At 33.6% G+C, this 13,087-nt stretch carries 8 protein-coding genes; 2 read left to right on the plus strand and 6 right to left on the minus strand.

Going from position 1 to position 13,087, the window contains the following annotated elements:
- Positions 1-48: 48 nt before the first annotated feature.
- Entirely contained in the window at positions 49-2,505 is a 2,457-nt protein-coding gene (locus tag ACFPTQ_RS04340) for a DUF4982 domain-containing protein (protein WP_379774315.1), read from the minus strand.
- Positions 2,506-2,661: 156 nt separating this feature from the next.
- Between ACFPTQ_RS04340 and ACFPTQ_RS04345 the strand changes: the two genes are divergently transcribed.
- A complete protein-coding gene (locus ACFPTQ_RS04345; protein WP_379774318.1) occupies positions 2,662-3,786 on the plus strand; it encodes a formylglycine-generating enzyme family protein in 1,125 nt (374 codons plus the stop codon).
- Between the two features lie 128 nt (positions 3,787-3,914).
- On the opposite strand, the gene ACFPTQ_RS04350 is transcribed toward ACFPTQ_RS04345, so the two are convergent.
- The 4 genes from ACFPTQ_RS04350 to ACFPTQ_RS04365 all read right to left on the minus strand — a co-directional run bounded on the left by ACFPTQ_RS04350 (position 3,915) and on the right by ACFPTQ_RS04365 (position 11,373).
- A complete protein-coding gene (locus tag ACFPTQ_RS04350) occupies positions 3,915-5,078 on the minus strand; it encodes a redoxin domain-containing protein (protein ID WP_379774320.1) in 1,164 nt (387 codons plus the stop codon).
- 13 nt (positions 5,079-5,091) lie between these two features.
- Complete coding sequence (locus ACFPTQ_RS04355) at positions 5,092-6,504, minus strand: RagB/SusD family nutrient uptake outer membrane protein (RefSeq protein ID WP_379774322.1); 1,413 nt, start codon at positions 6,502-6,504, stop codon at positions 5,092-5,094.
- 11 nt (positions 6,505-6,515) lie between these two features.
- A complete protein-coding gene (locus tag ACFPTQ_RS04360) occupies positions 6,516-10,010 on the minus strand; it encodes a SusC/RagA family TonB-linked outer membrane protein (protein ID WP_379774325.1) in 3,495 nt (1,164 codons plus the stop codon).
- A 214-nt stretch (positions 10,011-10,224) separates the two neighbouring features.
- Entirely contained in the window at positions 10,225-11,373 is a 1,149-nt protein-coding gene (locus ACFPTQ_RS04365) for a FecR family protein (RefSeq protein ID WP_379774327.1), read from the minus strand.
- A gap of 49 nt (positions 11,374-11,422) precedes the next feature.
- Between ACFPTQ_RS04365 and ACFPTQ_RS04370 the strand changes: the two genes are divergently transcribed.
- A complete protein-coding gene (locus ACFPTQ_RS04370) occupies positions 11,423-12,031 on the plus strand; it encodes a sigma-70 family RNA polymerase sigma factor (RefSeq protein ID WP_379774330.1) in 609 nt (202 codons plus the stop codon).
- Positions 12,032-12,056: 25 nt separating this feature from the next.
- Here ACFPTQ_RS04370 and ACFPTQ_RS04375 read toward each other — a convergent pair whose 3' ends face one another.
- Positions 12,057-13,055, minus strand: coding sequence for a GntR family transcriptional regulator (locus tag ACFPTQ_RS04375; protein WP_379774332.1), 999 nt, complete (start codon positions 13,053-13,055; stop codon positions 12,057-12,059).
- Between the last annotated feature and the right edge of the window lie 32 nt (positions 13,056-13,087).

Raw genomic sequence — 13,087 nt, forward strand, 5'->3', positions numbered from 1 at the left:
ACTCTAATTCAGAGTTTTATGGTTTTTTTATTTGATTTCTATATTTATTTACTTTATTGATTGCAACTTTACAATTGCAGATTCTAGCCCGTCACCAGAAACTTTTAAGCTTATGGCTCCTGCTTTTTTAGAGGCTTTGACTAAAACAACCAACTTTCCGCTGAAAAGTTTCATGGTGTTTTTGTGAAACATTTCTGTTGAGGTTGCATCTCCATTACAAGCGGCTCGGTAAGTACCAGCACCAGTTACTTCAAATTTCAATTGGTTATCCGCAAGTGGACATGGAGTTCCGGTTTTATCCACAACTGAAACAGTAACGAAAGAAATGTCCTCGCCATCGGCTTTTATGGTTTTTCGGTCTGGAGTAAGAACAATTTTGTATGGCGTACCGGCTGTATGGATTTCGCTTTCAGCAGCCGATTTGCCATTCGAATCAAAAGCTACCACTTTTAGGGTTCCTGGTTCGTATTTTACATCATTCCACATCAAACGATATCTGTTTTGCGGAGTTGCATCGTTCTTTTTTTGTATGCCCATACTTTTACCATTCACAAAAAGTTCGGCACTATCATAGCTGGTATAGACAAAAACAGGAGTAATTTCGCCCTCTCGTCCTTTCCAGTCCCAGTGGGGTAAAATATGTAATGTTTTATCGGTAGTATTCCATCTGCTTCTGTACAGGTAAAAGCGATCTTTTGGAAGACCTGCTAAGTCCGAAATTCCAAAATAAGAACTTCTGGAGGGCCATTTTTCATCATAAGGAGTAGGTTCTCCTAAGTAATCAAACCCAGTCCATACAAATTCACCAATAACCCAAGGTTTGTCATCCTGTAATACAAAATCCTCATCGGGTACATTAGACCAGCTACAGGCTTCTAAATCGTAAGAGGAACATTGTAAATCATCGTATTGTTTGTTTTTAAATTGTTGTACAGGGAATTTGTAAACACCTCTTGAGCTAACTGTAGACGCGGTTTCTGAACCTAAAATAAATCCTTGAGGAAATGCTTTGTAAGCTTCTTCATAAAGATGAACCCTGTAATTAAGTCCAGGTACGTCAAGGATAGAACCAAATCCAGAAGCCATTGTTTGTTTTACTTGATCCATCCCAACGGTTACAGGACGAGTTGGGTCTTCTCTATGAAAAATGTCTTGCAGAAATTTTGCTCTTTTTAGTCCTTCGGCACCATATTGGTCTGGAACTTCATTTCCAGAACTCCACATGACAATACATGGATGATTTCGGGTAGCTCGTACTAAATTAACAATGTCTTTTTCGGCATATTCTTCAAAGAAACGGTGGTATCCATTTTTTACTTTTGGCTTTGCCCATTCGTCAAAACTTTCAGCCAAGAATAAAAATCCCATTTCATCGGCTAGTTCTAATTGTTCAAAAGAAGGCATATTGTGCGAACTACGAATCGCATTACAGCCCATATCTTTTAAGATGGTTAGCTGTCTTTTTAATGCTGCTTTATTAACTGCTGCACCAAGTGGTCCTAAGTCATGATGAAGACAAACGCCTTTGAATTTCATAGTTTTTCCATTCAAACTAAATCCGATTTTTGGTTCGTATTTAATGGAACGGATACCAAATTTTGTAATTTCTTCATCTTTTATTTTTCCATCACTAGAAATTAATTGGTTAACCGCTGTGTAGAGATAAGGAGTGTCAGGACTCCATAAATGAGGATTAGTGATATTGATGGTTTGTTCTAATTTTCCATCAATTGATTGCGGACTTTTAACTGTTGCTACGATGTTGTTTTTGGCATCTTTAATGATGCTAACCATAGAACAATTATTCGCCGTGGCATTGGTTTTAATGTTTACCGTTGCTGCAGTAGTACTCACCGAAGGTGTGGTGATAAATGTACTCCATTGCTCAAAACTTTCTGTGTTTTTAACAATAATACTTACTTTTCGATACAATCCAGCACCTGGGTACCATCTGGAGGAATAAGGTTGATTTGTCAGTTTTACAGCTAGATTATTTGCAGTACCTATTTTGATGTCTTTTGTAATATCAATATAAAAATAGCTGTAACCATAAGCCCATTCTCCCACTTTTTTTCCATTCAAATACACCTCAGGTTCGCTCATCGCACCATCAAAAACAAGAAGGGTTTTTTTTCCTTTTTCGAATTGAGGAAGGGTGAAATTTTTACGATACCATCCTGAACCTATATGTGGCAATGCACCTGTTCGACCCGTTTTTTCAGTGGCGACTTTTTCACCATTTTGCTCTATGGCTGTAACTTGTATGTCCCATTTTTTGTCAAAGGGACCGTAAATAGCCCAATCGTGGGGTACGCTAACGGTTTCCCATTGAGAGTCATTGAAGTTAATTGAGGAGGCATCCTCTCTTATATCTTTAGCAAATTTCCAATTGTCCTTAAGTACTACGGTGCTTCGTTGGTTTTTAAATTTTTGTGCAGAAGTGCTTAGCGATACAAAAACGAATAGAAAAAGGATAGTCAGGTTTTTTGCTATGTTGTTATTCATTCTAAATTGTTTTTTGAAAATGTTAAGTTCCAAAAGTAAAACTTTTTTATTGATAAGTTTTTTATGAAATTTTAATTGGTTTTGGATAAGTGCATATTGTCTTTTATTTTTCTTTGAAATAGAATACATTAGCTTTCCTAATTCGATCAATATAAAATGAACAAAAACAAACCTCTTAGGTTGATTTCCGTTTTCATTATTCTTGCAATGACCATTGCTTATTTTTTTGTGGTTACAACCAAGGGTACATCTGCTCAGGAATCCAATGAAGTCGTTGGTGCGGCTGGGCAACCTACTTATAAACCTACCATTGAAAATAAAAATAACAAACCAAGTGATACTCCTGAAAGGATGGTTTGGATACCAGGAGGTGAATTTTCTATGGGCAGTAAAAGGGAATCAGAAAGCTTATGTAGTAAGCCTGGAGTTACACAAGATGCATTACCAATTCATCAGGTATATGTAGATGGGTTTTGGATGGATGCAACCGAAGTAACAAATGAGCAATTTCAAAAATTTGTGGATGCTACCGGTTATGTTACGGTTGCCGAAATGAAACCTACTGCTGAAGAGTTTCCCAATGTGCCATTGGAAAATTTGTTTGCAGGTTCTACTGTTTATACACCTACGCCTATTAAAGTTGCATTAGATAATTATTTACAGTGGTGGCGTTTTCAAAAAGCAGCCGACTGGAGGCATCCCGAAGGACCCAATAGCTCGATTAAAAATCGAGAGCATTACCCTGTTGTACATATTGCTTATGAAGACGCACTGGCTTATGCTAAATGGGCTGGAAAACGATTACCCACTGAGGCCGAATGGGAATTTGCAGCTCGTGGAGGGAAAACGGGAGAATTGTACAGTTGGGGGAATACTTTAACAGTTGAAGGAAAATACCAAGCTAATATTTATCAAGGAAATTTTCCTGTTGAAAACGGGGATAGTGCAGAAGATGGTTTTGCTGGAATTGCTCCTGTAGCTCAATATGCTCCTAATCCTTATGGTTTGTATGATATGGGGGGTAATGTATGGGAATGGGTGAATGACTGGTATAGTTCTGATTATTACAGTCAATTAAGTAAAGAAGCAAAAGTTGCCAAAAACCCAAAAGGGCCTGATATGCCTTATGATGCAAGAGGTGGTAACGAGTTAAAAAGAGTACATCGTGGAGGTTCTTTTCTTTGTACTTCCGAATATTGCAGTCGTTACATGGTAGGAACAAGAGGTAATGGTGAAGTTCGATCGCCAACGAATCATCTTGGGTTTAGATGTGTCAAGTAGCTTTTTTTGGGCTAATCCAAGTTGGAATATAAAAAAATCATACTTTTTTAAAAGGTATCTCATTAAACAACAAAGGCTTTCTAATTTTAGAAAGCCTTTGTTGTATGGTTTAAATTCTTATTAGGTATTTAAAATCCGAAAAGTTCTTGTAGTTTCTTACCTAAATCTTCACCTCTTAAATTATCGGCTATTAATTTACCTTCGCCATCAATTAAATAAGTAGTAGGCACTGCAATTACTTTATACAATGTAGCTACCTCATTATCATTGAAGTTAGGCCATTTCATCTTTTCGTCATCTAAAGCTTTTTGCCATGCTTTTGGATCACTATCAATTGAAATACTGATTACTTCAAAACCTTTGCTAGCATATTTTTCATAATTCGCTTTTACATTAGGTAATTCTTGGCGGCAAGGCTTACACCATGATGCCCAAAAATCAATTAAAACTGCTTTTTTACCTTTGATTAACTCGGCTAAGCTATGTTTAACTCCATTTGCATCCGTTGTCACAAAATCGTGTACTTTTTCACCAATTTTATTCGCTGGATATAATAACTCTGAAGCCATTTCTCCATAGTAACTTTCTTTTGCTTCTTTAGACATTCCTTCAAAAGTAGGTCGTTGATCCGGTGTGAAATAGGAGTATAGTGATAGCATCATCAAAGGTCCCCAAAAAGTTTCTTTGTTAGCTTGAATCACTCTCTCGAATTCGGATTCTACAGTCTTGAAGAAATCCTTTTCAGCTTTTTCATACTCTTTAAAAGCTGGCAATTGCATAAGAGAGTCCATTTTTTTGCTGTTTTTTTCGCCCTTGGTCTTGGAAGCTAGAATGATGATGTCTTTATAACGAGATTGATTACTTTCGAACAAATCATTTAATTTTTCTCTAAAAAGAACCTGACTTTTGAAATAGTCATTACTTTTTGATCCAGAAACAACGATGTTCTTGAATTTGTCCTTTTCTCCTTTTTTTGCTACTTCACCTTTAAGGGTGATAGTTGCATTTTCAATCATGATTTGGTAATAATCATTCTTCTCTCCCAATACTAAATAATACAAACGTGGTTCAGAAACGTCACCTTTAAAAGTAAATTTTCCATTTTTAATCACCGTTTCTAATTCTGTTTTTTGGGAGTATTTGGAAAAAGGAACCAAAGCAATTTTGGTTCCATTAGTAGCTCCTTTTAAAGTTCCTTTAAGTACGTATCCTTTACTGCTGTTAGCTAAACTGACAGCTGAAAGTAATAAGAAAAAAATACTAAAAAGTAATCCTGTAAATTTTGTTTTCATGATGTTGTTTTGATTATTTGGTAACGTTTTGTGTCAATGTTCCGTTACCAGGATTGTCAATTGCTCCCTGTGGGAAAGGCATTGTCCAAAGATGGGATGTTGGCGATAAAGTTAAGGTTTTGCCCTCTACAACTTTAGTTAAAGTTGTTGTATAGGTTCCTTCATGGTTCCATCTACGAATATCACAAAATGGTACAATACTTAAAATTAATTCGTTTCTTTTGGTTTTCATGATATGCCCCATAGCTTGAGCTACTGTTGTAGCTGTTAAATCAGCATAACTTGTACTAAGAATACGTTTTTTACGAACAGTATTTACCGCATTCATAGCGCCTGTTAAATCATTTTTACGAGCTAAACACTCCGCTTTAATTAAATAGATTTCTGCTGTCGTAATACCGCCTAAGTTGAAGAAACCTTGTATCGTACCAAAATAGTATGTGTCGGCACCTACTGTTCTAATTTTCCAACGTGATTTGAATTTAGCATCACCAGCTTCAAATTCATTGCCTCTTTCGTATGGAATGGTGCTTTCACTACTGTTATTGTTTGAAGAACCATGTCTAAATGAATAATTTTCAACATAATTAAATCCCATAGGTGAAGTGGTTCTAATATAGGATGTTGCATTTTCAATTTGAGTTTTATTAGCTTCATAATAGGCTGTCCAGTCATACAATTGGTTATTTTCTGCTAAAGCTTTTTCTGCAAATTCTAACGCTTTTGTGTAATTATTCATTTGTAAATAGATACGAGCATAAAAAGCATTAGCTGTTCCTATAGTTGGGTGTAAAATTGTAGCTCCAACTTTAGGTAAATAAGGAAGAGCTTCTTCCATGTCTTTAAGCATAAAATCATACATCGCCTGAATGCTGATTTGTGTATATGGTGCATTTACATTGGCACTAGTAATTAATGGTACAGATTGTTTTGTTGAGGCAGTAGTTGCGTCATAGGTGTCTGCATAAAAATTAACTAAATTGAAATAGGTCATAGCACGTAAAACTTTAGCTTGAGCCCATACTACTCGTTTCGCATCTTCTGTAGCGTCTTTGCTTACAAGTGCATTCTCAATGATTAAATTAAATGCGTTGATAGCTCCGTAACTTGCATAGTAAGTGGTCTCATCGGCATTGTTTAAGGGAATTCTGTTAATAGTTTCATCCCAAAAATAATTGGCTTTATACAATGGATAAAAGCTCAAAGTACCACTAGATTGCCATTTGTCGTTTAATAAATTTTGAGCTTGTGTGATATCAACACGATGGTTTCCATATTCGTAACGCAACATCGCTTCAAAATCAGCTAATGTTTCTGGTATTTTTTTCCCTTTAGGAACATCATCTAAATAACTTTCACAACTACTTAAGCTAATGAAAAATAGGAAAAAATTCAACAAGATGATTTTATGTATGGTCTTTTTCATGATTGTTTGTTTTAAAAGTTAACATTTAATCCAAATACAAAATTTGGTGAGTTAAATCCTCCTAGCATAAATTTAGCATCGTTACTATGTGCAAGTGTAAACACGTTCTCAACATTAAAATTTAAATGTGCAGCTGCCATTCTCAATTTAGAAACTAACGAAGAAGGGAAATTATATCCTAATGAAATATTACTTAGTCTGATGTTAGTTGCATCTAATACATTGATGTCTGCTAATGAATAAATAGAATATAAAGCAGAACTAAAATCATTATCATATTCAAAAACCGCACGAGGAATGTTTGTTGTTAATTCATCACCTGGATTTCTCCATCTGTTTTTGATGTCACTATTTACAACACCAATAGTAGTAATATAACCACCTGCTGCACTATTATATGTATTATTTAGCATAGGAAGCTTGTTGTTTCTAATCTTGTGTCCTCCTTGATAGATAAATAGCATTGACAAATCAACATTTTTGTATTTAAAAGTACTTCCAAAGGAACCACTGTATTTAGGTGTTGTAGTTCCTAAATTTACTATAGATTCTAAATCTGTAGGTTGTGAACTTTGCGCTGTTCCTTGACTATTATATACTTGTGGTAATCCTGTAGCTGATAAACCAGCCCATTTGTAACCATAAATAGAATTATATGGAGTTCCTATTCTTGGGAATTCACTTGGGTAATCTATTTGTAAGATGTAAAATGGAGCTTTTACATTTACATAAGTCACTTTGTTTTTGTTGTATCCGTAAATTGCAGAAGCATTCCAACTAAAGTTGTTAGTTTTAATAACGGTACCGTTTAAAGTAACCTCGATACCTCGGTTTTGCATTTCTCCATTGTTGATGGTGTATGTTGAATATCCCCAACCTTCAGTAGGGACTCCTTGTGTATTTGCTAATAAATCTTGACCTTTTTTGTTATACAGTTCTACAGTCCCGTTTAAACGGTTTTTAAATAAAGCAAAATCAACTCCAAGGTTTGTGGTGGTTGTTTTTTCCCAAGATAATTCTGGGTTAGGCCTTGTTCCTACATAACCATATGTTCCTCCTACTGTTGTACTGTTAAAATAGAAAGCTGTCATGTATGGAGCTGAATCTTTAGCTATATTTCCACCAATACCATTAGATACTCTCAATTTTAACATGTCTATCCATGAAACATTGAAAAAGTCTTCGTCACTAATATTCCAGGCAGCACCCACAGACCAAGTAGGTTTGTTTTGGTACTTATTATCGGTTCCCCATAAGTTAGAACGATCCCAACGTAAACTTCCACTAGCAGTATATTTTTTGTTAAAGGTATAATCGGCATTTCCATATAATGAAACAAAGCGATTAGTGATTTCACGAATTTGAGCAAAATCTCCAGCAGCCATAGAACCACCTATAATTAGTCCAGATGGATTTAATAAACTACCTTGATTTACAGGGCTAAAAGTAAGTAAAGACGGGTCGAAGTTGTATAAAGTGTTCGAACGGTATTCGTTTTTTGAGTGACGTATTTCATTACCAACAATGGCTGATAAAAAATGTTTGTCGCCAAAGTTTTTAGTAATATCTAATTGCTGTCTGAAATTATATGCATTAGAGTATTGATTAGTTTCATTATAAATATTTCCATAAGGTAAGTTGTATACGGCTTTTCCAGCTACAGCAGAAGCCATTTGATTTACCCTATTACGTACACCGTAAGATTCTTTGTTTCTTAATAAACTACCTCTATCTGAGGCATATTCATACTGGAACATGGTGTTGTGTTTTAACCAACTAGCTAATTTGAAGTTAGCTTTGATATAATTTCTGCTTAAAAAGTTTTTATTGTCCTGGATTCCGTAATTTAATTCATCCATTGGGGTTAAATCCATATTGTACAATCCAAAACTTTGAATAGCGTTTAATGTAGATTGATTGAATCTTGAAGCTGCGGTATAAACAAATGGATTTCCTTGGTCATCTACTAAACTATTATAAGGTTGATAAGTTGATAATCCTGGAGATAGTACATTGAAAGTTTGGGTGTTTCCGTCCAAATATTTAAAAAAGGCACCTACATCTATGGTTAACCAATCTGTTACTTCTGTTGAATTGCGAAGGTTTATTCCTAAAGATTTATCTTTAGTATTGATGTCTTCATATTCATTACCTCTGTAAGTTATAGAAGCATTAAAGTTATTTTGCTCACTTGCTTTACCAATAGTAAGGTTATGTTGTTGATACATTGGACTACGTTTTGCATATTTAGCCATGTCATCATAATACTTATAACCATTAGAAGCTAAATCATTTAAAGTAGCGTTCATAGTCGCTTGTGTGGTCTTTCCTGCGTAATAATTTAAAATAGATTGTAAACCAAAGCTAGTGAAAACAGCATTGTTAAGTAATGAATTAGCATAAGTTGCTGCACTACCATTTGTTGCTTGTAATTTGGGGTTTTTATTAGCCCATTCTTTTTCTAAATCGATTATGGCTTCAGAATCTGTTAAATTATCTGTGTAATAACGATAAGGGGTAATTGTCAAGTTTGAAGAAAAAGAGATGTTTGTTTTTCCCTTTTTAGATTTTTTAGTAACAATAACTACTACACCATTAGCTGCTCTGGCACCATAGATTGAGGTAGCTGCAGCATCTTTTAATACGGTAATGTTTTCAATATCGTCTAAATTTAAATCAGGTAAACTTTCTGTTAAACTACCTGTTGATGAGTAACGCGTGTTTTCAATTGGGAAACCATCAATAACATACAATGGAGTAGTAAAACCTTTCATTGTGGTAGTTCCTCTTAAAACACCATTTTGAAATCCAGCTACTCTTCCTTCAATTATAGTGCTTAAACTATTTAAACGTTGACTTTTGAAATCTTCTGTTCCAATTTTTGAAAATGCGCCAGTTGCTTGTTTACGGGAAAGGGTTTTATAACCTGTTACTAAAACTTCATCTAGTTTGTTTACATCACTTTCAAGTACTACTTGGACATTTCTTTCTGAACCTATTATGATATTTTTGTTTTTGTAACCAATGAATGAAAATTCTAAAACATCGTTTGTCGAAGCATTTATTGAAAATTGACCATCAAAATCAGTCACTGTTGCTTTAGTAGTTCCTTTTATATTTATGTTTACTCCAGGAATTGGTAAGCCTTTTTCATCTATTACTTTACCGGTTATTTGGTTTTGTTGTACAGAAGAAAAAGAACTTTTTTTTATGATTATTGTATTGTTTCCTGTGGCTACTAATTGTAAGTGTTTATTAGCTAATACTTTTTGAAGTAATTTTTCTGTGCTAATATTCCCTTTGGGTAAGATAATTTTAGGGGAATTTTTAAATAAATCTATTTCGTATATGAAATTGTACTCGGTTTGATCCATGATCAAATCAAAAACTTCATTAACGTTTAATGAGGTATCTCTCTGAATCTTAATAATCTTATTTTGTGATAATAAGTTATTAGGTGTGATACTAAATACCAAATTGCAAAATAAAAAGATAAAAGTTTTCATAATAAGCTTTAAAAGCTGGCTTCTTGAAAGAAACCTACTCGTAGTTAAGTTAATTTCCATAAATTTGTTTTTGGTTAGTTATATTTTATTCGACTGACATTATTAGGGGACTTGATATTTAAGACTTTGGCGAGTTTTATCTTGTCCTCTTTTTTTATTTTACTTGTTTTATTTCATAGGCAAAAAGTTGTTTTTAGTTGTAATGATTAGGTAGTTATTTAAGAATTATTTTTTTATCGTTAATTTCATAGGTATTGATTGAAGTACTCATCATGATGGACAGGATTTCTTCTATACTTTGATTTTTTCGTAATACCCCCTTGAATTTTACATTTTCTAGAGTTGGGTTGTCAAAAACAACTTTCATGTCATACCATCTTGAAAGTACTTCCATAATGGTTTTTAAATTCTCTTCTTTAAAGCTAAATTCGCCGTCTTTCCAAGAAATATCCGCTTTAACATTTGTCTTTTTAATGTTTAAAGAACCGTTAGTCAAGTTGCTAGTGGCTTGGTTATTTGGTTCCATTGTTTTTGAATTATTGTTATAATGGATAGCAATTTTACCTTCAATTAAAGTGGTTGTAATTTTTTTATCTCCTTTGTAAGCTTTAATATTAAATTTGGTTCCTAAAACTTCAACGGTTTGTTTTCCTTGATGAACCATAAATTTAGAGCCTCCGTTTTTTCTACTTGAAGCAATTGAAAAATAAGCTTCCCCATATAATAATTCAACTTCACGTAATTTTCCGTTTAGAAAACTAACAGGGAATTTAATTTCTGATTCAGAGTTCAGTATGATTGTACTTCCATCAGAAAGATTAAGTGTATATTGTCCTCCTCTTGGAATTGTTAAGATGTTATATGCCATTTCACTTGCAGGTGATTCAATAGCAGTATATGAAATAGAAGCACTATCTGTTTTGATAAATGGGGTGCGATAGTTTGTTTTTTCTCCTAATGTTATTTTTGTTCCATTACTTAGGGTCAAAATCGCTTTATTAGAACCTATTTTAATCTGATTATTGACAATTACAGGTGTGTTGATGCTTGATGGACTCGTAAATTGATGGGTAGGTTGAAACCAATATAAAGTTACGGCGAGAATAGTAATGGCTGCAGCTGCAAAATAGACGTATTTTGATTTCTTCTTTTTTGTATTTTTATTAAATACTAATTGATGGATTGTTTTTGTAGGTTCGTATTTTTTCCTTTCAGAAATCAACTGATTTGCCGCTATGTACTCATTAAAATAATTCAGGTTCTTTTCTCCTTTTAACCATTCTGCTAATTGTTCGGATTCTTCCTCTGTAATGGTATTTTCAATTAAGCGGATAATTAATTTATTTATACGATTTGACTGCATTTCTTTTCGGTTTTTGTTAATATGATGAAAAAAACATGAGATACCCTATATGTTTATTGAATTTTTTTTATTCATTTGTAGAAACTCTTTAATTAATGCCAAAGAAAAAGGAGGAAAGTTGAGTAAAACTGAGGAATTAAATACTATTGTAACTGCCATTAAAGTTGGAGATAAAAAAGTTTATGAGCAGCTTTATCTGACTTATTATAATAAGTTATGTCATTTTTTATCAGGCTACACAACTGATGATATCATTATCGAGGATGTAGTTCAAGAGGTTTTTTTAAAAATTTGGACTAAGAGACAAGAACTACATATTACAATTTCTTTGAATAGTTATTTATACCGAGCAGCTTATGTTACGTTGATGGAAAACCATAGGTATGTAAAGCGAAAACACGATATGTTGTCTTCCTATTATTATACGGCATTAACCTTAGCTTCTGATAAAAGTCAAAAAACCAAAGATTTACAATTGATTAAATTAGAAGAATGTATAGCTAGTTTACCACAGCGATGTCAGGAGATTTTTCGAGAAAATAAGTTAAACGAAAAAAAATATGCAGATGTTGCTCAAAAATTTAATGTCTCAGTTAAAACTGTTGAAGCTCATATCTCTAGAGCCTTAGCTATTTTACGTGAGTGTTTAACTAAATGAATTTTGAATTCGGTTATAGCATTTTTTACAACGAACTTCTAATAATTAGACTGCTTTTATTTTCAATTTGATCTTGTCTTTGATTCAGAATTAATTCGGCCAAAAGACGTCCCATTTCTTTAAAATCTGTCGATATGGTAGTGATTCCTTCTGCAACTACTTTTTTAAGTGGTGTGTCATTATAAGATATGATGCCAACATCCTTTCCAATGATCAGTTGTTGCTTTTTGGCTTGTTCTATGACATTGACTAGGTGACGATCATCTGGAATGAGATAAAGGTCTCCTATTTGGATTTCATTAGTATCAAAATTTGAAATGATTTCGTATTGGAAACTCTGCTTTTCGCAAAATGAAATAAAACCCTCACGCATACCTACGGGTTGTTTGTAACTTGAAAAGATTAAGATGAGTTTTTTGTATTTTTCAATTTTAGTTTTACCTGATTCTAATGCATGGAAGGTATCTTTAGAGTGGTTTTGGTGTACCGAAGGATAGTTTTTTAATTCATTATTTGTTTGATCCAAAATGAATACATCCTCGGAGGGTAAGGTTTTGATTATTGATGCCACATTGACCAGATTGGTGGGCATAATAATGTATTTAGAATAATTTCCATTATTGTCGTGAATGAGTTTCTTAAAGACTTCAGGGTTAAAATAATGGAAAAAAATATCGATTTCGGCATTGCGATTCATCGTTTCCATAAAGGAATTGTAAAGATCTTCTTTGAATGCATTTAATTCGTCGAATAATAAGAATATGCGTTGTGCGAAACTAAAATCTTCACTTTTTACATAATAGCCTTTGCCTAAAATAGCATAAATAATTCCTCTTTTTTTAAGCTCGTCGTAGGCGAGTAAGACGGTGTCTCTCGAAATCCCAAATTCAAGCGATACTTTGTTTACAGAAGGAAGTTTATCACCTCTTTTTAATCGTTTTTCTGCAATTGAAATTTCGACAGATACTATAATCTGTTTGTATTTAGGGAGATTTTGCCTTTTGTTAATGGATATAATTTTCATTCCAAATTTTTAAAAAGATAAAGATATAAATT

Origin of the sequence: Flavobacterium sp. GCM10022190 (genome assembly GCF_042656445.1) — a bacterium.
Taxonomy (GTDB): domain Bacteria; phylum Bacteroidota; class Bacteroidia; order Flavobacteriales; family Flavobacteriaceae; genus Flavobacterium; species Flavobacterium nitratireducens.